Source organism: Persicobacter psychrovividus, from assembly GCF_036492425.1.
In the GTDB taxonomy this organism is placed as follows: domain Bacteria; phylum Bacteroidota; class Bacteroidia; order Cytophagales; family Cyclobacteriaceae; genus Persicobacter; species Persicobacter psychrovividus.
In genome coordinates, this window is the sequence record NZ_AP025292.1 from 568870 (window position 1) to 592702 (window position 23833).

Annotated in this window: 19 protein-coding genes; 12 read left to right on the forward strand and 7 right to left on the reverse strand. The window is 43.6% G+C overall.

Annotated elements, in window-relative coordinates; all coding sequences use genetic code 11:
• Positions 1-16 precede the first annotated feature (16 nt).
• The 3 genes from AABK40_RS02520 to AABK40_RS02530 all read left to right on the forward strand — a co-directional run bounded on the left by AABK40_RS02520 (position 17) and on the right by AABK40_RS02530 (position 2949).
• On the forward strand, positions 17-676 hold the full coding sequence (locus tag AABK40_RS02520; RefSeq protein WP_332920832.1) for an NADH:ubiquinone reductase (Na(+)-transporting) subunit D: 660 nt from the start codon (positions 17-19) through the stop codon (positions 674-676).
• Positions 677-688: 12 nt separating this feature from the next.
• On the forward strand, positions 689-1300 hold the full coding sequence (gene nqrE, locus AABK40_RS02525) for an NADH:ubiquinone reductase (Na(+)-transporting) subunit E (protein ID WP_332920831.1): 612 nt from the start codon (positions 689-691) through the stop codon (positions 1298-1300).
• A gap of 170 nt (positions 1301-1470) precedes the next feature.
• Positions 1471-2949, forward strand: coding sequence for an O-antigen ligase domain-containing protein (locus AABK40_RS02530; protein ID WP_338397551.1), 1479 nt, complete (start codon positions 1471-1473; stop codon positions 2947-2949).
• Positions 2950-3057: 108 nt separating this feature from the next.
• Here the strand turns inward: AABK40_RS02530 and AABK40_RS02535 are convergent, their stop codons facing one another.
• Positions 3058-4284, reverse strand: coding sequence for an acyltransferase family protein (locus AABK40_RS02535; protein WP_338397552.1), 1227 nt, complete (start codon positions 4282-4284; stop codon positions 3058-3060).
• Between the two features lie 90 nt (positions 4285-4374).
• On the opposite strand from AABK40_RS02535, the gene AABK40_RS02540 reads away from it, so the two are divergent.
• Positions 4375-7773, forward strand: coding sequence for a UvrD-helicase domain-containing protein (locus AABK40_RS02540; RefSeq protein WP_338397553.1), 3399 nt, complete (start codon positions 4375-4377; stop codon positions 7771-7773).
• An 88-nt stretch (positions 7774-7861) separates the two neighbouring features.
• Here the strand turns inward: AABK40_RS02540 and AABK40_RS02545 are convergent, their stop codons facing one another.
• Positions 7862-8443 (reverse strand): 5-formyltetrahydrofolate cyclo-ligase, encoded by a 582-nt coding sequence (locus AABK40_RS02545; protein ID WP_338397554.1) that lies wholly within the window; start codon positions 8441-8443, stop codon positions 7862-7864.
• 170 nt (positions 8444-8613) lie between these two features.
• Here AABK40_RS02545 and AABK40_RS02550 point away from each other — a divergent pair, with 170 nt between their 5' ends.
• Together AABK40_RS02550 and AABK40_RS02555 are read left to right on the forward strand one after the other, a co-directional pair.
• Entirely contained in the window at positions 8614-8979 is a 366-nt protein-coding gene (locus AABK40_RS02550) for a BlaI/MecI/CopY family transcriptional regulator (RefSeq protein ID WP_332920826.1), read from the forward strand.
• Positions 8980-9075: 96 nt separating this feature from the next.
• On the forward strand, positions 9076-10440 hold the full coding sequence (locus AABK40_RS02555) for a M56 family metallopeptidase (RefSeq protein WP_338397555.1): 1365 nt from the start codon (positions 9076-9078) through the stop codon (positions 10438-10440).
• 351 nt (positions 10441-10791) lie between these two features.
• On the opposite strand, the gene rocD is transcribed toward AABK40_RS02555, so the two are convergent.
• A complete protein-coding gene (rocD, locus tag AABK40_RS02560; protein WP_338397556.1) occupies positions 10792-12042 on the reverse strand; it encodes an ornithine--oxo-acid transaminase in 1251 nt (416 codons plus the stop codon).
• A gap of 832 nt (positions 12043-12874) precedes the next feature.
• On the opposite strand from rocD, the gene rpmB reads away from it, so the two are divergent.
• The 4 genes from rpmB (at position 12875) to ftsY (ending at position 14622) form a co-directional block, all read left to right on the forward strand.
• On the forward strand, positions 12875-13114 hold the full coding sequence (rpmB, locus tag AABK40_RS02565; RefSeq protein ID WP_053405962.1) for a 50S ribosomal protein L28: 240 nt from the start codon (positions 12875-12877) through the stop codon (positions 13112-13114).
• Positions 13115-13169: 55 nt separating this feature from the next.
• Positions 13170-13352: a 50S ribosomal protein L33 gene (gene rpmG / locus AABK40_RS02570; RefSeq protein ID WP_332920820.1), complete on the forward strand. Its 183-nt coding sequence runs from the start codon at positions 13170-13172 to the stop codon at positions 13350-13352.
• Between the two features lie 2 nt (positions 13353-13354).
• On the forward strand, positions 13355-13504 hold the full coding sequence (locus AABK40_RS02575; RefSeq protein WP_332920819.1) for a DUF4295 domain-containing protein: 150 nt from the start codon (positions 13355-13357) through the stop codon (positions 13502-13504).
• 161 nt (positions 13505-13665) lie between these two features.
• Entirely contained in the window at positions 13666-14622 is a 957-nt protein-coding gene (gene ftsY, locus AABK40_RS02580; RefSeq protein ID WP_332920818.1) for a signal recognition particle-docking protein FtsY, read from the forward strand.
• Positions 14623-14657: 35 nt separating this feature from the next.
• On the opposite strand, the gene AABK40_RS02585 is transcribed toward ftsY, so the two are convergent.
• Positions 14658-15881, reverse strand: coding sequence for a multidrug effflux MFS transporter (locus tag AABK40_RS02585; protein WP_338397557.1), 1224 nt, complete (start codon positions 15879-15881; stop codon positions 14658-14660).
• Between the two features lie 139 nt (positions 15882-16020).
• Entirely contained in the window at positions 16021-17283 is a 1263-nt protein-coding gene (locus AABK40_RS02590; RefSeq protein WP_338397558.1) for a multidrug effflux MFS transporter, read from the reverse strand.
• A gap of 80 nt (positions 17284-17363) precedes the next feature.
• On the opposite strand from AABK40_RS02590, the gene AABK40_RS02595 reads away from it, so the two are divergent.
• Positions 17364-17762: a hypothetical protein gene (locus AABK40_RS02595; protein ID WP_338397559.1), complete on the forward strand. Its 399-nt coding sequence runs from the start codon at positions 17364-17366 to the stop codon at positions 17760-17762.
• A 101-nt stretch (positions 17763-17863) separates the two neighbouring features.
• Here AABK40_RS02595 and AABK40_RS02600 read toward each other — a convergent pair whose 3' ends face one another.
• On the reverse strand, positions 17864-19756 hold the full coding sequence (locus tag AABK40_RS02600; RefSeq protein WP_338397560.1) for an ABC-F family ATP-binding cassette domain-containing protein: 1893 nt from the start codon (positions 19754-19756) through the stop codon (positions 17864-17866).
• Between the two features lie 477 nt (positions 19757-20233).
• Here AABK40_RS02600 and AABK40_RS02605 point away from each other — a divergent pair, with 477 nt between their 5' ends.
• Complete coding sequence (locus tag AABK40_RS02605) at positions 20234-20578, forward strand: choice-of-anchor Q domain-containing protein (RefSeq protein ID WP_338398057.1); 345 nt, start codon at positions 20234-20236, stop codon at positions 20576-20578.
• A 344-nt stretch (positions 20579-20922) separates the two neighbouring features.
• Here AABK40_RS02605 and AABK40_RS02610 read toward each other — a convergent pair whose 3' ends face one another.
• On the reverse strand, positions 20923-23415 hold the full coding sequence (locus AABK40_RS02610) for a TonB-dependent receptor (RefSeq protein ID WP_338397561.1): 2493 nt from the start codon (positions 23413-23415) through the stop codon (positions 20923-20925).
• Positions 23416-23833: the final 418 nt, after the last annotated feature.

Consider the following 23833-nt stretch of genomic DNA (forward strand, 5'->3'; position numbering starts at 1 on the left):
TTTAAAAGATATTACAATGGCTGAAACAGTAGAAACGGCGAAGGTAGAGAAGGCAGAGCCTTTATTCTCCAAGCGCCGAAAAAACATTGTTGCCGACCCTTTGAATGACGATAACCCAATTACCATTCAGGTACTGGGAATCTGTTCTGCACTTGCGGTAACGACACAAATGGAGCCTACATTCGTAATGGCCTTGGCCGTAACGGTTGTAATTGTATTCTCCAACTTGATTATTTCATTAATGCGTAACTTGATTCCAGGTCGTATTCGTATCATCGTCCAATTGGCCGTGATCGCGACTTTGGTATCTTTGGTAGACCAGGTTTTGAAGGCCTACTTCTTCGACATCTCCAAGATGTTGTCCGTATTCGTATCGCTGATTATTACCAACTGTATTGTAATGGGTCGATTGGAGGCCTTTGCAATGGGTAACAAACCTTACGATTCTGTATTGGATGGTTTGGGTTCTGGTTTGGGTTATGCGTGGATCATCTTGACCGTAGCATTCTTCCGTGAACTTTTGGGTTCTGGATCTGTTTTCGGTATCAAGATTTTTGAAGCATTGCATATCAACTTCCCAACGAATGGATTGATGGTAACGCCTGTAGGTGCCTTTATGGTATTGGCTTTGATCATCTGGGTACAGCGTGCACGCTCTGGTTACGTAGAAAAATAAACGAACAAAATAATGGAATTATTTAACTTAGGAATAAAATCCATCTTCATCGAGAACATGGTATTTGCCTACTTCTTGGGAATGTGTTCTTTCTTGGCCGTTTCTAAAAAGGTAAGTACAGCGATGGGATTGGGTATTGCCGTAACGTTCGTATTGACGATTACAGTACCTGCGGACTGGGCATTACAGACATACGTATTGAAAGAAGGTGCTTTGGCTTGGCTTTCACCAAGTCTGGCATCAGTAGATTTATCATTCTTGCAGGCGATCATGTTTATTGCCGTTATTGCATCGATGGTACAGCTTGTAGAGATGGTGATTGAAAAAGTATCTCCAGCACTTTATGGTTCTTTGGGTATCTTCTTGCCTTTGATCGCAGTAAACTGTGCGATTTTGGGGGCGTCGATGTTCATGGTACAGCGTGAAATGGATCTTGCTGAATCAGTAGTTTATGGTTTCTCTTCAGGAATCGGCTGGTTGTTGGCAATTGTTGCTTTGGCGGCAATCCGTGAGCGTATGAAGTACTCTGATGTGCCAGATGCAATGAAAGGTCTGGGAATCACCATGGTCATCACTGGTTTGATGGGTATGGCATTTATGTCATTCATGGGAATCTCGCTTTAAGCAACTTCCCTTGATTATAAAAATGGAAAGCACCTCAATTTTGAGGTGCTTTTTTTTGTTCCTTTTGAGTGAAATTTCGTCAGTAATAACTGTAACAAGCTGACAAGTATTTGAAATTGATCAAATGCTAAAGAGGGGGAGGGAGTATAAGATGCTAAAACAACAACCTATTGAGTCCACTTCATTCCAAAAATATTTTTTCCAGCGATCTGTTCAAAAAATGGGCAGTGCTGTTTTTCGCCCCTTTAGCGGTGGCTATTGGTTTAATGATCGGTACAGGAAGCAAACTGCCATTCATTATTTTTATCGTTCCGGCGGCCATATTGTTCCTCGTTAATTTTTATAATAACCCACGTATCGGTATTTATATTGTCCTCGTGGTTGCTTTTATGCAAGCTGGCTTAACCCGCTACTACCCCGTGGCGCCTTATGGGCTTGCCGTTGATGTCTTTCTGCTGCTTCCCATCCTTTTTATTATGCTTCGGAAAGGAAAGGACCTTGATGCTTCTGATTTAAATCAGGCCGTATTCTATGTGATTTTGCTGTGGTTCAGCTATTGTATTGTTGAAATAGCCAACCCGCTCGCGCGAAGTGTTGTTGCCTGGTTTTATGCCATGCGTGGTTTGGCACTGTACCTGGTGCTGAACTTTATTTGTGGTATGCTGATATTCAATAAGCCCAAGGACATGGACCTGATGATTACCATCTGGACCGTATTTTCAATCATCGGGACCATTTGGGGCATAAAGCAGCTGTTCATTGGGGTGTCCCCTACAGAACAACGATGGCTCGATGCAGGAGCAGCAAACACCCACGTGCTTTTCGGTAAATTGCGGGTGTTTTCCTATTATTCGGATGCCGCACAGTTTGGTGCCTCCCAGGCCATGGCAGGGATTGTTTTTGGTATTTATGCCATTGCCGAATGGGCCAATAAACGGCGAAGGAACTACCTGATTTTTGCCTCCCTGATGGCTTTTTATGGAATGATCATCTCGGGTTCCCGTGGGCCTTTGGTTATTCCTGCCTTGGCGGGTTTTATGTATCTGTTGCTAAGTAAGCGTTTGAAAATCCTGATCCTCGGTTGTTCGATAGGCTTTATGGTGTTTTCAGTTTTGAAATTCACCACCATCGGGCAGACCAACTATCAAATCAACAGGATGCGTACAGCCCTGAACCCTTCTGAAGACCCATCCTTTTTAGTGCGACTGAACAGGGAAAAAATTCTTGAAGCCTATATGCACAACAAACCGATTGGTGCAGGTATCGGCATGGCAGGCTCGTGGGGGAAACGCTTTGCGCCAGGTACTTTCCTTGCGGAGCTCGGAACCGATGGTCATTACACCCGTGTGTGGGCAGAGTGTGGATTTATAGGGCTTTATGTCCATATTTTCATGATTGTTTTTATAGCAGTGAAAGGCTTTTTGGTCGTCTGGAACCTCAAAGAATCCAAAACAAGGGTCAAGCTAATTGCTATGTATGGTGGCTATTGTGGGGTGGCAGCTGCAAGTTATACCAACGGATTGATCACACAGATTCCTACGGCTCCACTCACCTACTTCGGAATAGCGTTTATTTTCCTGGGCAGGCGGTGGGAACAGGAAGCGGAAAAAGAAGAGGCGAAGTTGCTCGAAAAGCAGGAAGTTGAATAAGCGGATGCTTAATATTTGCAGGAGGGTGTTAAGTTTTTTTAATACGCTCTAAAAAAGAAAATCCCCTGAGTCATCACACTCAGGGGATTTTCTTTTGCTGATTCAGGCTTATTGATTTTGAATGGGACTGATTTTACTGCCCACATCACCAACGGCAGATTTGGCGTCGGCCTTTGCTTCAGGGTGTACGCCACTTTTAATCACCATAAACCTGCTTTTGAATTTCAGTACTTTTGATTCAAAATATTCATAAGAGATTGCGGTGATGAAAGTCGTGAATATCACACTTCCCCCATACAGCAATACATTGAATAGGGTAGGGTTTACGAGCTGAACTTCAAAATACATCAACATTTTTATGATCAGGATAATACAAATGTTGTGGTACATGTAAACGCCATAAGAGAGGTTGCCCAAAAAGTTAAAAAAGGGCCCCTCCATACTGTTAGAGGCATTCGGATGTGTTGAGAGGTTCATCAGGAACAGGGTAAATACGATACCCTCTATAATGGAAGCACCGAAAAAGTGCATCGGCAGAAACATCATCAGGACCAAACCGAACATGCTTCCATACTTACTGATGGGGTGATAAATAAGGGCGAGAAATTTCGCCTTTTGCTGATACAACACCCATGCACCAATACCCCCAAGCGTCATTTGTTCAATCTGGAAAGTATGCATCATGCGATAGGCAAAATTGATCGGTACATGCAGGGAATGCCCCGCCACGAAGTAAGACTTTGATAGGTACAACGCCAGGTCGATGCTGGTTTTAAAGGCCAAAAAGCCGATGAGAAACTGAAAGAGATTTTTTCTGAATAACCAGATCAGTACTGGCCACGCCAGGTAGAACTGCTCTTCAACACCAATAGACCATGCCTGATTTGCCCCCAGAACAGGATCAAAAGCCTGGCGGGCAACATTGGGTAAAATAGCGAGGTACAGGACTAATTTCTGCATGAAATTTTCCTGCAGGTGAATACCAAAACTGTCGAGATTGACGATTTGAGGAAGTAAGAAAAAGGCGATTATTGTTACCAAAAAGTACAAGGGCCAAATTCTTAAGGCACGACGAAGGTAGAATTTGAAAAACGCTATGTCCTTCGTTTTTTCAAGCTCAGCCATCAACAGATAGGTAATCAGGAACCCGCTCAGCACAAAGAAAAGCGATACCGCCTTATGTCCGAGGGCATCGACAAGGGTCGAGCCCCAGGCATTCTCAAGGCCAAGCCAGTATTTATGATGCTCAATATGATGGAAGATCACGGCACAGGCAGCAAAAAATCGCACACCATTGAGTCCTTTAAAGTAGATTTTCTGTTTTGATTGCTCCATTTAGGGGCTTATTTTTGGTGGGTAATTGTTGGATTTGTTTTTCTGTAACGATATCCTATTTCTTTAAGTTCCTCACCTTATTTATCATCCATGTCAGTACAAAATATATATCCCTCCGAAAGCGATAAAAAATTCAAGGTTTACAAGGCAGCTGCAGGCTCGGGAAAAACCTATACACTGGCCAAAGAATACATCGGCTTGGCGATTAAAGGTGAGCAAGCTTTCAGGTTCAGTAATATTCTTGCGGTAACCTTTACCAATAAGGCGACGCAGGAAATGAAAGACCGCATGCTCCTGTTCATGCACAGAATTGCCAAAGGAGAGGAAGGCGGCATGTGTGGTGATATTGCCGAAAATATCGGCCTGTCGCCAGAGGAAGTGCAAAAGCGCTGTGGTCGGGAACTGAAAAATATTCTTCATGCTTATTCTCAGTTTAGGGTAACGACGATCGACTCCTTTTTTCAGGAGGTGGTTCGGGCTTTTGCTAAAGATCTGGGCTTGCATGGTGATGCCCGTATTGAGATGGATTCCTCCGCAGTGATGGACAGTGTGGTGGAACGGCTGGTCAATAAATTGGGGTATGATGAAGAACTGACAGGCTGGATGGTCGCTTTTGCGGAAGAAAAATTGAACGACAATGAGCGGTGGGACTTCCGTGATGGACTGAAGAAGTTTGCCTCGAGCTTGCTCTCTGAAGAGTTCAAGGTATTTGAGAAACCACTGAGGGAAGACGTCTCAGACCCTGAAAAAATGAAGAGATTTCGGGATGAGATTAATGCGGTGGTGAAGGGTTTTGAACAACAGATGGATCAGTTGGGAAATAAAGCACTGGATATTATTGCAGCGGCAGGTTTGAGCATAGAAGTTTTTCCTTATGGCACGTTCTCTTTTGCTAATTACTTCAATAAGGTACTATTGACCTCAAAAGATTATAAGCCTGGAGTCAGGGTGCTCGCGGCCTGCAATGAGGTACAAAAGTGGATGAAGAAAAACGACCCCAACGAGGCCAGTATTTCCATGGTTTATGCAACGCTGAACCCTGTGTTGAATCAGTTGGTGGAACTGTATAGAAGTCAGCATAGCTTTTATAAAATATGTAAAACCGTTCGTTCGCAAGTCTATAATGTCGGCCTGTTCGCTCGTATCCTTGAAGAGTTGCAAGCCTATCGCGAGGAGCAAAACATGATGCTTATTTCTGATACTTCAGATTTCCTGAACCGCATTATTTATGGAGAGTCGGGCACTGAGGAAATGGATTTTGCCGACAGCCCCATCCCTCCTTATATCTATGAGCGCGTAGGGACCAAGTATGAGCATTTTCTGATTGATGAGTTTCAGGATACCTCCCTGTTTCAGTGGAAAAATTTCCGCCCTTTGGTGACCAATACGCTGGCTGAGGGCAATGAAAGCCTTGTGGTAGGGGATGTCAAGCAGTCTATTTATCGTTGGCGTGGTGGCGACTGGGAATTGTTGCTGAATAAAATTTATGATGATATTGACCGTGTAAACGATCAAACATTGGACACCAATTGGCGGTCTTACGAGAATATTATCAAATTCAATAACCACCTTTTCGAGACTGCGCCCGCTGTTTTGGGAGATTATTTGGTGAACATGGTCTCAGGTATTGAAGAACTTCCCCATGATGCCCTTGAGCAGGTGAAGCATGGTGCCGAAGATATTGTGAAGGCCTATGAAGGTGCAACACAAAAGGTCAGTGGTCCCAAGCAAAAAAAGCCCATTAAAGGGTTTGCGGAATGCCATTTTCTGGAAATGAGCAAGGAAAGGGTTAATGAAGAAGGGAATTTTAAGGATTTGGTTTTGGATCGGTTGCCAATGGCACTGGAGCGGTATTTTGCACTGGGATATCAACCCAAAGACCTTTCTTTTTTGGTGAGAACCAAACGCGAGGGGCAGAAAATCGCCAATCGCCTGATAGCCTACGGACAGGAGACCAATCAAGAAAAACTTTTTCGGGTCGTTTCTTCCGAGTCGCTATATATCAGCGAGGCCAGCACGGTTCAGTTGCTGGTTTCATGCATGCGGTGGATCAACACCCCCGATGATCGCCATGCGATTGCGCAAGTGGTATATGCGCATGTAAAGGCAAAAGATATTGATGCTGAGCCTCACGAGGCATTTACAGCCAATGTCGATGCGCCAATTTTTCCGCAGGCATTGCGTATACAACGCGCCTATTTTATGAAGTTGCCGCTGTTTGAAATGGCAGAGCAACTGCTGGATGTCCTTGAATTATGCAAGGAAAATACTTCCGTAGGAAATGTTGAAAAAGCCTATGTGATGGGCTTTTTGGATGCCGTGATGGAGTTTAGTCAGGGTGAGTTTGATGACCTGACCGCCTTTTTGGAGTGGTGGGATGAGCGCGGTGTTACCAAGGCAATCCGTATTCCTGATACCCTCGATGCGATGCAAATCATGACGGTTCACAAATCCAAGGGGCTGGAATTTCGCGTGGTGGTGGTGCCTTTCTGCGATTGGGAAATGGATCATTCACCTTACAAGGCGCCAACACTTTGGGCACAATCGGAACTTGCTCCGCTGAATGCCCTGACCCGTGTGCCGATAAAATACTCTTCGAGTCTGCAATTATCGCCTTTCAGTCAGGAATATTTTGCCGAAAAGATGAAAATCAATTTTGATAATCTCAACATTCTTTATGTGGCCACCACGCGTGCAGAAGAAGGCTTGCTGACTTTTAGTCCGCTGGATGGTCTGGATAAGAAGCCCAAGAAAGGAGAAATTCCAAGAACAGAAAAGGTCGTTCATGCGGGAGATTTACTGAGACTTTCTCTTCAGGCACAAAATGATGCGCAGGCCTGGGAAGTGATTGAAAAAGATAGTGTGATTTACCGTAGTGGTGAACCTCAGTTCGAAAAACATGATGAAGCAGTTGGCAAAGATGAGGCCGATATTGAACGGATGAAATTTTTCGATTGGCGACAAAATCGCTTGAAAATTAGCCGTCAGTCAGAAATATTGAATTTGGACTTTTTAGAGACGGAAGAGAAGGTCAATTATGGGGTGCTTGTGCATGATATTCTGTCGAGAATAAAAACGACTGATCAGGTGGATAAGGCGCTTTCGATGGCACGGGTTGAAGGGGAGATTGATCAGCAGGAAGAAATAATGCTGAAAACACAGATTGACAATTTGCTCAAAGATCCTTTGGTCGCTTCTTGGTTTACAGAGCATGTTATCGTGAAAACAGAGGTGCCTGTTTTACCCAAAGATGGCAAAATGATTCGCCTTGACCGTGTAGTGCTTGATGGCGATCAAGCGACGATTATTGATTATAAAACGGGCATTCAAAAAGGACAGGATGTTAGGCAAGTGCAAAATTATATGCAGATGATGGTCGATATGGGATACCAGCAGGTAAAAGGATATTTACTTTATTTGCATGATGGAAAAACGAAAGAGGTATTCATTAAGAGCGCATCAGATTCCAAGCAATTGCCGCTATTTTGATCCAAAAGGTCCGGATATTTCTTGTTTTGACCTGTTTTTGATTGATGACCTTCAAATAATGTACGCTTTTTAATACATTATTTGAAGGTCATGGTTTTTTAGGGGTAGGGATAATAATTTGATTGGGACAAATAATTTGATCCAAAGGCTCATCGAATGGGTTTATATCTTCAATATTTTCCACAGGAAGGAAAAGGGATAATCCTATTTTCATGATGTTGGGGTTGCACTCGTTAAGGAAGCGATCATAAAAGCCTTTTCCATATCCCACACGGTAACCCTGTTGGTCAAAAGCAAGCAGTGGAACAATCACGATATCCAGTTCCTTCGGCTGAATTTCCCGTGCCTCTTCAGTAGGCTCCAATATTCCCCATTCATTTTCCTTAAGCTGCTCTTGCTTCAGTAGGAAGTGCCGCATACTGCAATTGCTAAAATCACTTTTCGGGATGACCACCGCTATCCCTTGCGCTTGCAGGTATTCAATAATTGGCCAGGTATCAATTTCCCGATGGCGAATGATGGGAAGGTAACAGTGTGCCTTTTTTACTTTTTCAAGATTGATCGTCGCTTTAAACTGCGCCGTTAAACGGGTGTTGGCAATAGTGAACTCTTCTTCTGTCAGTGCTTTCCGCTTGTTTTTATAGACCGCACGCAAATTTTTTTTCAACATTTTTTTGAAGCTTTAAAAGCATTCAAAAAGCCTATTTTTGGGCTTTTTTCCTACTTTTTTTGCCGGATTCCCCCCATTTTTTTTTTTAGTGACTCAATCATTAAACTAAATAATTAGTTGTAAAACTAATTATTTAGTTATATGTTTGTGTTGTTCATTAATGATTAATTATGAAAGAGTTAACGAAAGCCGAAGAGCAAATAATGCAGGTGCTTTGGGAGAAGAAGGAAGCCTTTATCAAAGATATCGTTGCAGAACTTCCTGAACCGAAGCCCGCTTACAACACCGTTTCAACCATTGTTCGAATCCTGGAAAAAAAGGAAGTGGTAGGGCACCGTTCGTTTGGTCGCTCACATCAGTATTTCCCATTGTTCAGCAAAGATGAATACCGTAAGTACAGCCTGAAAAACCTGTTGAATGGGTATTTCGGAGGTTCACTGAAAGGCTTGGTGTCGTTTTTTGCTAAGGAAAAGGATGTTGATATCAGTGAATATGAAGCCCTGCTAAAGGAGCTTGATGATGAACGCAAAGATTAATCGACCAAAAACTTAACCGTTATGCACACCTTGTTATCCATACATTTAACCTCCCAGTTGTTTTTATTTCTGGGTTTTACAGTCTTTTATTTTTTCATGAAAGGCCGAAAGGCAGGCCAATGGAATCGGTTGTTTTTGTTAGGTACGGCACTCGGCGCTTTGCTTTTACCATGGCTTTCCCAATTGAATTTATTCCCGAGCTCTTCGGCGCTCGAGGGCGCCTCCGCCATTATGCTTTCCCCTATCGAAATCAATACTTCCTACACGAAGGTTGTTCATCAATTTAATTTTTTGGAAAGTGCTTATATGATCGGCGCTTTGGTGCTGATGATGTTTTTTGCTTTTCGACTGGTGTATTTCATCGTGAAGCTCTCCAAAGCCAAATGGGAAAAGCGTCAGGGCATTATTTGGGTAGAAGGCGTTCGTAACCTGTCGGTTTGCTCTTATTTTAATCTTTTGATCTGGTCTGATGACCTGAAACTTTCGGATCAGGATCGGGCAAGAATTATAGAACACGAATACGGCCATATTCGGCAATGGCATTCACTCGATCGGCTGTTGATGGATGTTTTGTGCGTATTGTGGTGGTTTAACCCCGCTGTTTGGCTGATAAAAAATGCCCTCGAAGAGGAGCATGAATACCTCGCCGACGCTTATAGCTTAAGAAATTTTCCGGATCATACCGCCTATGCACAATTGTTAGCGCGCAAAACATTGGAGCAATTGGGTTGGAGCATAGGGCACTCTTTTTTCAATTCAAAAACATTAAAAAGAATTTCAATGATGAAAAATCCTAAAAAATTATCCCGCCTTGGACTGATGTTTTCCCTGTCCCTTGTGGCGATGTTCAGCCTTTGGGCTTGTCAGTCCAATGAAGAGGCACAACTACCAAACACTGTTACCGATGCGAAAGGAATTACTCAAAACCCTGATTTATCGGGGGAAATCTACACGATTGTAGAAGAGCAGCCGATGTTTAACGGGGGAATGCCCGCTTTTTATAATTACATTGGAGAACACTTGAAGTACCCTGAAGAAGCCCAAAAAGTAGGCTTGGAAGGAAGGGTTTTCGTTCAGTTTGTGGTAACGAAATCAGGTGAAGTCACAGGCGTGAAGATTATCAAAGGCGTTGATCCAAAGAAGGCACTTTCAGTTAAAACGGAATTAAGCAAGATTGACCCTAATGATATTGCCTCGATGTCGGTAAATAAAACCGATGGGAAGTCGGTGGTTCACTTGACCATGAAAGACGGATCAACGAAAACAGTTGAGGGTTCTTCTTTAAAAGCGGGCAACTGGACTGATACCGACCTGCAAAAAGCGAGTGACGCTTTGAGTCTGGAGGCTAAAAAGGTCATTCAATCATCGCCAAACTGGTCGCCTGGCGTGGATAAAGGAGAGCCACAAAATGTACGGATGATCTTACCGATTAGTTTTAAGTTGGGAGAGGAAACGAAATAAGCTTGTTTATTTTTCCATGGAATGAATTCCATGTCTTTTACAAAAAGCCCTTTCAGGACTTGTGTGCCGAAGGTACATATTGCAATAGCTTCGGGTTTTAACCCGATGTAAGTATTGCAAAATTAACAGAAACCAAAAAGAACCACAAACTGACCTTTTAGTCAATATGTGGTTCTTTATTTATAAGCACCCAATAAAGTATTCAAGAGGGTTTTGTTGCCCGCAGATTACAGATTATTTTTTTGATGTAACAGATGCTCTTCAATAAAGGCGGTTCTGAGAAAAATAAAAATCATGGTAATCCTTTTAATCAAGGTAATCATGGTCTAAAACACCTCTATCATAAAGTGATTACTCCTCAATCATCGCCTCTTCAAACTCCAACACCACGCGCTCAATGATGTCGCAACACTCATTAATTTGCTCTTCGGTGATAACCAACGGAGGCGTAAAACGAATGATATTACCGTGGGTTGGCTTGGCAATCAATCCGTTTTCTTTCAGTGCCACACAAATATCCCAAGCCGTAGAACTGTCTTCGGTATCGTTGATCACCAAAGCGTTCATCAATCCACGACCGCGCACTAATTTCGCCAATTTCGATTTGCCTACCAGTTCGTTCATGCGCTGACGGAAGACCTCACCCATCGCACGGGAATTCTCTACAAGATTTTCGTCCTTGATTACCTGAAGTGCCTCAACCGTTACCACACAGGCCATCGGGTTACCGCCATAAGTTGAACCATGTTCACCTGGGTGAATCACATCCATAATGTCATCATTACAAAGCACCAAGGAAACAGGGATCGTTCCGCCCGAGATCGCTTTACCTAAAATCAACATGTCAGGATGAACGCCTTCGTGATCGGAAGCCAGCATCGCTCCTGTACGCGCCACGCCCGTCTGGATTTCATCCATCATCAAAATCACATTGTGCTTCTTACACAAAGCCTGCGCTTCTTTCAAATAACCTTCCTGCGGTAAATAAACCCCCGCTTCTCCCTGAATCGGCTCAATCCAAAGCCCTGCAACATTCGGATTTGACAAAGCTTCTTCCAGGGCTTTAAGGTCATCGTAAGCAATCACCTGGAAACCTGGCATGAAAGGACCAAAGTTCTTGGTAGCCACCTCATCCGTCGAAGCAGAAATAATGGTGGTCGTTCGGCCGTGGAAGTTGCGCTCAACAGCCACAATTACGGCTTCGTTGTCTGGAATATTCTTTTTCAAATAACCCCATTTTCTGACGATCTTGATCGCCGATTCATTGGCTTCGGCACCCGAATTCATGAACAAGGCTTTATCATAGCCGAAAAATTCACATACATATTTCTCCGCAACGCCAAGCTGGTCGTTATAGAATGCTCGGGAGGTTAGGGTCAGCTTCTGCGCCTGGTCTGTCATTGCCTTGACAATCCTTGGGTGGCAGTGCCCCTGGTTTACTGCAGAATACGCAGAAAGAAAATCATAGTAGCGCTCCCCTTCGCAATCATATACAAAGACACCTTCACCACGTGAAAGAACCACTGGCAGTGGGTGGTAGTTATGGCATCCATATTTATTTTCAAGCTCCATCGCCGCTTGGCTACTGATCTGGTGGCTCATATTGTTATCGTTTTAAGTTGTAAAAATTGTTGGGACGGTTTGATGGTTTTTGAGCAAAATGTCCCTTCTTTCCTCAAAAACGATATAATATAGTGATTTATTTAATGGAATGGAAAAAACAATTTTCCGCAGACCGTTAAATTCATAACAAGACGGCGGCTAACTGAATGGCCTTATATAAGGGGGGTGATCGTCGATTGACTTCCCCAACTTTTTTCTGCCAACCGTGCTGAACAATAGGGTATAATTAAAATCATTACAGCGGACCTAAAATGGTCAGCATCTATTGGTTGGTGCTTTCTTTGAGTCTTCATTTTTTTAGCCGATGCGCAAATTACCGCAGTTTTATGGCTGATATTACAACGATGCGTTTAGCTTGATCCTCTGAAACATGGCTCAAATTGGGGATTTGAAGTGTTTTTTGCTCAAATGTCAGCAAATTTGAAAAAAAAGTGAACAATATAGGGCTTCGCTAAAAGGAAAATTGTAATTTTGCGCATCAATCAAAAGTGCCTCCTAAAATTATTGTCCCTGAAATAGGTATTCAGGCATAATTATCGTTAGGGGTATTATGTTGATTGTCAGCAAATAAAAAATGGGTGTAATACCGATGAATTGTGTTCAACGCGTTTTCATCACTTACAACTATTTTGTAACTTTGCGGTCCTGCAAAATCGGATCAAGGGTTTAGGCGCCAAGCTTCCTGGTGCTTTGAGAAAAAATATCCATGCCTTTTCTCCTCTAAATTTTTGATCTTTTGGAAATTAATTCCGAATTTTGCCAACCGTTTGGTAATTAGAAATAAATTTTCGAGAGAGAATAAAATTATATCATGGCCAGAGTTTGTCAAATCACAGGTAAAAGACCTCAAGTAGGAAATAACGTTTCCCACTCAAACAGAAAGACGAAACGTAAGTTTCTTCCTAACCTAATGAAGAAGAGATTTTTCATTCCAGAAACAGGAGAATGGATCACGTTGAAAGTGTCTGCATCTGCAATCCGTACTATTAATAAAAATGGTATCACTGCAGTATTGAAAAAAGCAAGAGCTAACGGTAACGTGCTCGTATAATCAACACTCTATCTTCATAGAAGAGTAATTATTAACAATTAAAAATTATTAGAACATGGCTAAGAAAGGCAATAGAGTTCAAGTAATTTTGGAGTGTACTGAGCACAAAGAATCAGGCATGCCTGGCACTTCAAGATATATTACAACTAAGAATCGTAAGAACACTCCAGAGCGTATCGAGTTGAAAAAATACAACCCGATTCTTAAGAAATACACTGTCCACAAAGAAATTAAATAATCATGGCTAAGAAAGTAGTAGCAACTTTGAAGCAAAAAGGTGGTGTAAAATACGCTAAAGTCGTTAAAACTGTAAAATCAGAAAAGACTGGAGCTTACACATTCCGTGAAGAAATCGTTACTGAGGACCTCGTTAAAGAGCGTTTGAAGTAATTGATTTATCAAAATATTTCAATACAATGAAAGTCCCGTATTTAATATGGGACTTTTTTGTTTTATATTGCAGTAAAATACCTAAATGGGATACCGTGGGTGCATAGGGCATTGGCGTAAACCATTTGGTGTACCTCGGTAATTTAGATAATACTATTTTTATGGGAATCTTCGGTTTCTTCTCAAAAGACAAAAAAGAAAAGCTCGATAAAGGGCTTGAGAAAAGTAAGGACAGCTTACTGGACAAAATCTCTAAAGCAGTTGTGGGTAAATCCACCGTGGATGAGGATGTCCTGGATGAGCTTGAAGAGATCTTGATCACTTCTGATGTAGGCGTAGGAACGACGATTAAGGTCATTCGCCGTATTGAAGAACGAGTTGCTCGTGATAAATACGTGGGCACAGATGAATTGGACAAAATCTTGAGAGAGGAAGTTGCAGGCTTATTGGCTGAAAACCAGACGGAAGAGATGTCTGATTTTGAGATTCCTAAAGGGGCAAGTAAGCCTTATGTGATGCTGATTGTTGGGGTGAATGGCGTTGGAAAGACGACCACGATCGGTAAACTTTCGGCACAGTTCAAGAAAAAAGGATATAAAGTACTGTTAGGTGCGGCGGATACCTTCCGTGCAGCAGCAGTAGACCAGATTAAACTTTGGGGCGAGCGAACAGGCGTGCCAGTGGTTTCTCATGGGATGAATACCGACCCTTCGGCAGTGGCCTTTGATGCGGCGAAAAAAGCGGCAGAAGAGGGGTACGATATCGTGATGATTGATACCGCAGGACGTTTGCACAACAAGGTGAATTTGATGAATGAGCTGACAAAAATCAAGCGCGTGATTCAGAAGTTTATTCCTGAAGCACCACATGATATTATGTTGGTACTCGATGGCTCGACAGGTCAGAATGCGGTAATGCAGGCCAGAGAGTTCACCAAAGCTACACAGGTAAGTTCGTTGGCGATCACCAAATTGGATGGTACAGCCAAAGGCGGTGTGGTAGTTGGTATTTCCGATGAATTCAAAATCCCTGTGCGCTACATTGGAGTAGGCGAGCAGGTAGATGATTTACAGGTGTTCAATAAAGAGGAATTTGTAGATTCTTTATTTAAGAAATAACAATCCTTCAGAAGATATTCAAGCCCTTTGAGCGATTATGCTGAAAGGGCTTTTTTTCTGCGAAAACTTGCCGTGCGTGGGCGCAAACCATAAAAACAAATGTTCGAAAGCAAGGCACAGCCGAACATCATCTCGTAAGTGGAATTGAGTACGCCTTGCCCCATCCAGTGAATCAACGAACCGATGATGCCTGCAATAGAAAAGCGCACCAGCCCATAGGATGCATTGGCGGTGCCCGTCGCGCCAGGGTAACAACTCAGGATACAACCGTTGATGTGGCCGAAGATAAAACCAAGGGCACTGACAAAAATAACATTGAAGCTCAGCAGCAGCCATAAGTTCGGCCGCTTGTATTCCACCATTGCAAACAGGATGAAGCCACTCAGCAGGCAAATGGTAATCCCCCACTGAACCATTTGTTTGGATTCAAAATTCTTTAACAGATACTGACTCCATCGGCTGATGATGATCATCCCCAGAACACATACTGTAAACAGCCAAGGGAACAGCTGAGCAGAAACATGGTAGGTATCCACAAAGATAGATGTCGCCTTGGACATAAAAGCGTAAAGTCCGCACAGGGCGAAGGTGCCTGTCAGAATGTAGCAAATCCCCCATTGGTTGGCGACAATTTTTTTGTATCGTCCAAAGGACGACCAGACTGATTTGTTGGTTTCTTTGGGCATAGAGCGAAGGGGGATTTTTCGATAAACTCCCGTTAGAATGGAGATGCAGTAAATCAGCAGGAACAGAAATACCGCCTGCCAATGGCCCGTTTTAGCAAAGATGCTCCCGAGCAGGGGAGCGATCATTGGGGCGCACATTCGAACACTTGCGATCTTGGACAGCATTCGGGCGCTTTCTTTTTCATTGTATAAATCCTTGACAAAAGCGGCGACATTAACAGAGGTGAATCCGCCACCGAAACCCTGCATTACCCTCAGCATGTCAAGAAAATGAAGATTGGTAGTGAGAATAATACAGCTTGTGGCAAAAACATAAATGCTCAGCCCCAGCAGCATCACCTTCTTTCTCCCAAAATGATCTGACAGTGGTCCACCGCAAAACTGTCCCAGGGCAAAGCCTATAAAAAAGAGGGAAATGGTCAGTTCAACAGTTGAAATATTGGAGGTGAAACTTTGTGCCATTTCAGGAATAGAGGGCAAGTACATATCTATTGAAAAGGCAGTCATGGCAACTACGGCCCCCAAAAGGAGGATGAGTTGCCGCTTTTTGAGCGCAGGCGCTTGATTTATCATAAAGGAGTCGTTATGATGAATGGACATCACAAATTAAGCCAAGAAAAGTGAAATTTTAGCAAGCGATAATAATTGTTATCAACTCCTGTCATTTGTTATTGATAATTGAAAGGCAATCCACCAATTTCATAATTAAAGATTAGCTTGCCGCAGGCTGGGGTTGCTGAAATGCGAGCAGATAATAAAAGCCATTGGATAATATTGCGCAAAGAAACATCATCTGATAGGTTGGCAGCAGGATGTCTGAACTGATGAAATGAATCAGCCCTCCGATGGTGCCTGCCATGGAAAAACGGATCAGTCCGTAGGTGGCATTGGCCGTGGCAGTGCGTCCAGGGTAGCATTGCAGGAAGCAGGCGTTTACGTGGCCAAACACAAAACCCAGTGCACCGATAAACAGGAAACCCAGCAACATCAGCACCCATAAGCTTGGCTGTGGTGTAAACTGAACATAGAGCCAAAGTAAAGCGCCAGCAGAAAAATTCATCAGGTAGCCTATGCGCACAATGCTTTCGGGCGACCGTTTTCTGAGCAGGCGTTTACTGTACCTACTGAGTCCGAGCATCAGGATGGTATTCAGTGCAAAAAGCCAGGGGAAAATGGTTTCAGCAATATGAAAATGACTGACATATATGGAGGTGGCACGGGAAATAAAGGCGTAGAGCCCGCAAAGCGTAAAGGCACCACTGAGGATAAAGCCCATGCCCTGTCGGTTTGAAAATATATGGCCATAATTTTGAAGCATCGGCTTGATGCGGATTCCCCCCTGCTTATTGCTCGGCAACTGTTCAATTTTTTTGCTGACCATCAGCAGGGCGCCCAATGCATACAGGAATAAAACAACAAAGGAGGTTTGCCAATAACCGAGTTTGGCGAGCAGCCCTCCGATAATTGGCGCAATAATCGGTACCGCCATCCGGACCCCCGCAATGGTGGAGAGAATTTTGGCGCTTTCCTGATGATTGAACCGGTCTTTGACCAATGGGGCGCAGTTTACTGTTGTGAATCCGCCACCGAAACCCTGTAAAATTCGGAACCCATAAAGAACGGGCAAGCTGGGGGAAAATACCATCCCGATAGATGCCACGGTAAAGATGCTCAGGCCGATCATCATCATAGGTTTTCTTCCATAATGGTCACTGAATGGCCCTCCCGTGAACTGCCCAAAAGCAAAACCGACCAAAAACATGGAGATGGTCAGTTCTATTTTGGGGATGCTCGTGGCAAAATGTGTAGCCACCTCAGGGATGGATGGCAGGTACATGTCGATCGCCAAAGCCCCCATCGCAACCAGTGTCGCCAGCATGTAGATCAGTGATGAATATTGATTTTTTGAGGGGGAATGATTCATGTTTTTGTACTTGTTGTATTCACTTTGTGCTGCACGGAATTTACCGTACATTTTTTGTGTCTGCTGCTATTAGTGCACCGACGAAAGTGGGGCATAAAAATGCAATCGTACAAAGCTAAACAATCAATAGCATGAGCAATATAGGTTGGAAGAAAAAGATGATCATTCCCATGTATATTTTTTTATTTCTTATGGCGGTAATGGCCTTGAATGTTGGTATGGGAAGGCAGGGATTTCAGCATTGGTTTGCCAGTGGCAGCTGCTTCCTGCTATTTTTTGGCGGTTGGTGGGCCCTCGTTGGTCGGACTGATGTTCGTCGTTGGCTGTTGGGACTTACTTATGTGGTGACGTTTGGCTTGGCGAACCAGTCCGCTATTGTGCACCAACCATGGCTGATGGGCCTTTTTACGTTGCTATTTTTAGGGATGTCGGTTTGGCTCAGGTATAAAAAAGCGGCTAAAGTTGATGTTAACCTTAGCCGCTTGGCAAATATCATTTTTATGATGTTTTGGTTGGGAGCGTTGATCTGAACTTTTGGTAATGCTATCGCGAGCGCCTTTCTCCTGACAGCCCTCTTCTTCCTGTTACGAGAGGGGTTATTTGGCCCAAGCGGGACGCTTGAAACAAATCATTACCCAGCATATTCACTCAACTCCAGCCAGCGCATCTCTTTTTCTTCGAGGGTATCGTTGATCTCCTCAATCTCTTTTGCCCAGTTGGCCAAATCTTCATGGCTTCCTGTACCAGCATTCATCAGGGCTACAATTTCCTCTTTCTGAGTTTCAAGTTGCTCAATGTCGGTTTCAAGTTGCTCGTATTCTTTTTGCTCCTTAAAAGAGAGTTTCTTTTTCGGCTGATCATTTTTTTGCTCAGTTTTCCAGTCGGTTTTCTCTTTCTCTACTGATTTAGCGGCTTCTACACGTGCTTTTTCCTTCTCCTCCACCTCTACACGGTAGTCGGAATAATTACCAGGGAAATCACGGATCACGCCCTGCCCTTCAAACACAAAAGTATGGTCCACCAGTCGATCCATAAAGTAACGGTCGTGAGAAACAAGCATCAAACAGCCCCCAAATTTCGATAGAAAATCTTCGAGGACATTCAGCGTGATCAAGTCCAAATCGTTGGTGGGCTCATCAAGAATCAAGAAGTTGGGATTCTTAATCAATACCCTCAGCAACTGCAATCGGCGACGTTCACCACCAGACAGCTTGGCCACCACATTGTATTGCATTTTTGGAGGAAACAGGAACAGGTTCAAGAAGGCCGAAGCACTCAAAGTCGAACCGTCGGCGAGTTCTACCACCTCAGCTACATCCTTCACCACGTCAATCACACGAGCGTTTTCATCGAAAATAGCCTCTTCCTGATGGTAATACCCCACATGCGTATTTACACCTAAATCAATCTCGCCACTATCGGCTTCCAGTGTGCCCGTCAGGATGTTCAGGAAAGTAGATTTCCCCACTCCGTTTGGTCCAATAATTCCGATACGGTCTTTTTTCTGAAAGATATAAGAGAAATCTTTAACAAAAGGCTGACCATCGAAAGATTTATTGATCTTGTCAAGTTCCAGCACTTTTCCGCCGAGGCGTCTTTGCTGAACACTCAGGGCAAGCTCATCTTTTTTCAGGTTTTTATGTGCCGCTTTCTTTACATCGTCAAAGGCATCTACACGGTATTTGGCTTTTGTTCCTCGTGCTTTTGGCTGTCGGCGGATCCAGTCGAGCTCCTTTTTATACAGGTTTTTCGCCTTTTCCACTTCACTTGCTTCAATGGCTTCGCGTTCCGCTTTTTTCTCCAAAAAGTAGCCGTAGTTACCGTAATACTGAAAGATTTGCCCCCCATCCAGCTCAATGATGTGGTTGGTAACTTTCTCCAGAAAATAACGGTCGTGCGTTACCAAAAGCAAAGCCATATTGGCGGAGGACAAGTACTGTTCCAGCCACTCAATGGTTTCCAGATCGAGGTGGTTGGTAGGCTCATCGAGAATCAAAAAGTCAGGCTTTTCGATCAATGCCCTTGCCAAAGAGATGCGCTTTCGTTGTCCACCCGATAACTGCCCAACTTTCTGCTCCAAATCATGTAAGCCCAACTGGCCCAGAATGGTCTTTACCTGTGACTCATAATCCCAGGCATTCGCACTGTCGATGTCAGCAATCAATTCCTGAAGTTTTTCTGCAGATTTTTCATCTGTCGCCGAACGCTCCAAATGGTATTCGTAATCGCGGATCAACGAAAGTGTACTGTTGTCGGCATCAAATACAGAGGTGCGGATGCTGTCTTCAGGGTTAAAGCTTGGCGACTGCGGAACAAAAGCCATGCGTATTCCTTCACGGAAGGCCACATGTCCCTTGTCAGCTTCTTCGCGTCCAGCAATAATTTTCATCAGCGTGGATTTCCCACAGCCGTTCACACCCACCAGCGCAATTTTCTGCCCCTGGGCAATGCCAAAATTCACGCCATCCAGCAGGCTGCGCTCATCAAAGCTTTTATGTAGTTCTTCTATCGAGAGGTAATTCACAAGCTATATTTTATAATGCGCCACAAAACCAGCGCACGGTAGATCATTCAATTTTAGCGAAGATACAAAAAGCAGTGGAATTTTTTGGGGGACAAACCGATACCTTTCGGGTATATGACTGATATACCTCCTTTGTGCCCTGCGTGAGCGACTCAATAGGCAATTCCTTTGGCTTGAACCAAATTGGCACGCAATCAATTACGCATATATAGCATGTGCAACCCAGCTAATGAATTATTCCAACAAAACGCGAACTGAATTAATCTACTATGTTGTTTGTGTTTGTTGGATTGATAATGCTAAATATTGATGAAATAACGATGTTATTTGCGTCTTGTAGCTAACTGATAATCAGTGTGTTTCCTTTTTGGATTTTGATTGTGTTTCGGTTGGTTATCGGGATACTTCAACCTTTTTAAATCAAAATATATAAGGTCTTGATAAGGCTTTGCCGAATGCCGAAAACACTTGATTTTAGTGGATACTTTGGCTTATGAGTTCAAGCCGATGGAAGGATCTCCTGTTTTGGATCAAGGGGTTGATTTAGCTTTTAAAATCAAGAAGGATTTTCTGAGAAAGGCACGTGTCAAAGGTTCGGCGATAGATATTGGAGCAATTGAGGGTGAGGAGTATATTACGGCTTTCAATGATCTGAGCAATAGCAATACACAATGGTTTATTTCTCCTCAAAGTGAAATTTCATGGCTGAGCACTGCGGGCAGTTTTTCGGTAATGATCTTTGATCAGCAGGGAAATGAGGTGTTTGCTTCTTCGGCTTTGGAGGGTCAGACCCATGCGTCTGGCCTAAACAATTTTTTGTAGGGTGATTACGGTCGAACACGTGGGTTTGTCCGCAATGTCATTAAGTTAAGGATTTTGGGCTGACTCAGGTGTAAATTTGAAATGCATGTAAAGGCATAATTCATTATGTCTCACGTAACCATTTGAATTAATCCAAGAGAAATCAGCGTTGTGTTAGACGTTAAAAATAACGTCTCTACGGGGTAAGGCGCTTAACTTAATGACTTTGGGTTGGCCCGTACCTAACAGATTAGAATTTCGCATATCATTATTTAACTGGGGGTTGTTCAACATCCGTACAGCATTGCTTAATGCTAAAATCCTATCACGAGAGACGCTCGCGATAGGATTTTTTTATGGAATTATTAAAACTGCTCCTTACCAAACTGTCCTTTGGTATTCTTAACTTTTTTGGATTTTCCTGATTGGAAGCGGTAGGTTACGCCCAACTCAAGGATAGGACCGTAGCGGAAATATTCGGTATCCTGAAAGAAGATTTGAGTACCTTCGGCATTGTATCCTGCAGTGTTGAGCCCTTTGATGTTGGAGGCGAAAACGTCCTCTACACGGAAGGCGAACTGGAATTGATCCAATTTATTAGGAGTGTAGTTTAGCGCTACATTCGATAGATAGAATAACTCATTCTCCCCCTGAGCGGTAACGGTGGCTGACTTTACTTGCATGTCCCAAGCGAATTTCAGCCCTTTATAAATGGTGGCATTCAGGTTGGTATTCACCGTCCAGTTGGTGGATTTGGTATCCACGGTATAATCGAAAATATCCCCTTTGATTGCATATGAATACAATGAACCACCCAAGAAGAACTTGACATTTTTACCCAATCTCCAATTGGTATTCAGCTCCAAACCAAGCGCCTGATCGTTTCCTGCATTGGTGTAGGAACGCAACAAAACATTCTGATCGGTATCGACGGTATTGACTCTAAAGATAGCATTTTCTGTACCACGGTAGAAGGTGGTTACGGTGAAATCCATCCATGAAGTATGCTGAGTGAAAGAGGCTTCAACATTGTTAATGTACTCTGGCTGAAGGGTAGGGTCTCCGATTTCAAATACCTCAAAATGACGTCTCCAAAGGAATGGGGCCATGTTTTTTGTCGGTGGTCGGTTGATTCTTCTTGATCCCGAAAGGATCAGCTTTTGCTCTTCCGACAGCTGGTAATCCAAATGCAAGGAAGGGAAGAGATTCGGTTGCTTGACATTGTACTGCGACTGATTCTCACGTTCAGGGTCGAAGATATTCTGATATTCAGGGTTCTCAATCGTCAGTTCTTGATCGGTATATTCAAAACGCAAACCTGCCATCATGCTCAGCTTGTCAAACTTCGCACTGTAGTTCACATAACCTGCATAAATGCCACGGTTCAAGCGAACAAAATTCTGGTAGGCACTGCCGAACTTTTGAGTGTTCAGGTCAAGGGTGTCATAATTGAAGTCGCCCGACTGTACCAACCATTGAGGCTGGAATCCTGTTTCCAATTTCTGATTTTCAGCCAAAGGAATGGTCAAGTCGATATTCAGGCGGTAACCTTCTAACGGGTTGTTGTCATCCTGCATATAATGCAATTGCAGTTCCCCGACTTCACCATCAGTATTTGAGGCGTAGTTCTTGTTGTCCAAATCTCCCCAAAGACGAGAGTTTTCATACAAACCAGCAACACTCAAAGCCGTACCATTGTCCCACGACTTCTGGTAATCCAAAGCATAGGATTGGAATTTTCCTTGTTTCTCGTGGGTGTTTGGGTTGAAAATATAAGCATTACGAGGATCATCAGTACGGTTAGCGTTGATGTCTCCGTAGAAGTTGTCATAGAAATAATCGGCGGTACGCTTTTGGTTTTTGTAACCATAATAATAGGAGGCGTTGATCTTTCCTGCCGATCCAAAATCATAGGATAATCCTGCGTTAGCCGTCGCATTGATGTGCCATTCAGGTCGGTCGCCCGAAGCCTGCATGTGATAATAGCTACCGTCTTGTTGCAACAGGCGGGCATTTCCCGTTCGGCTACCACGCACATCACGGTCATTATAGCTCAGTCCTCCATAAAGCGACAGCTTGTCTTTGCTATGGGTGATGTTCATTGATCCCGAATAACGTCGTGGATCCATGCCTTCATGCCAAGGCGTTCCCCCGCCCATCAGGTCAGCGGTGATGCTGGTGCCCTGCATCACATTGCCCAAAGTGGTAATGTTGATGATCCCCGCATTTCCCTGCGCTTCATATCGTGCCGAAGGAACGGTGATGATTTCAATGTTTTTGATGGATGAAGCAGGGATTTGTTGCAACAAAACCGACGGTTCAATCTGCGTAGGCTTGCCGTCAATATAAACCAAAAATCCTGAGGTTCCCCTCAAACTCACATCGCCATCGGGGCTGATGCTTACCGAAGGAATGTTGCGCAAAAGGTCGGTGGCATTCCCCGAACGGGCGGTGGCAAAGTCCTCGGCGCTGAAACTCTGGCGGTCAATCTTACGGACGGTGGTTGCTTTTTGGGCTTTTACTTCTACCGCTTCCAATTCGGTGGCGTCAATACCCAAACCAATGTTCCCCAACTTGAGGTGTTGTCCATTGCTCAGACTGATCGCTTGTTTTTGACTCTGATAGCCCACAAAACTGAGCTGAAGCGTGTAGTCCCCCGCTTTGATTTTCTTGATTTCAAACCGACCATCTTGTTCGGTCATCGCTCCAGTGATGAGTTTGTCGTCTTGAAACAAGGCAACCTGTGCAAATGACAGCGGGCTGTTGGCTTGTTGGTCAATAGCGGTTCCAGAAATGCGTGCTTGTGCCCATAGCATTTGGGGCAACAGCAATAAGGTGATGATTAATAGTCTTTTCATTGATTATGTTGATGTTTTTTGTTTAGCCACAGATGACACAGATTACCGCAGATTTTTTTGTTTTGATCTGTATTGTACTGTAAGAAAAATAGACATTCTGAATATTTTTTGAAGATTTCAGTGGTTGAAAAAATAAAGACAAAGATAGGAGATCTTAAAGGGATAAGAGAAGGAGTCAGACCGTTATCTTTTTAAGGGAATGTGATTTTTTTGTTATGGCTATTTGGGGCTGTTTTACGAAATTCTATTTCGCCACTGTATGGGCCGATCTATTTGTCTGCCCGATTCATTAGAGAAATTGTTTGGTTTGGAAACAGACAGGGGTGCATTCTTACAGCTGATAAAATAATCTATGGACAATACGCCCAACAGTTTCAGGATTTTTGACTCTCCATTAAAAACCCTTTGGCCTAATCCG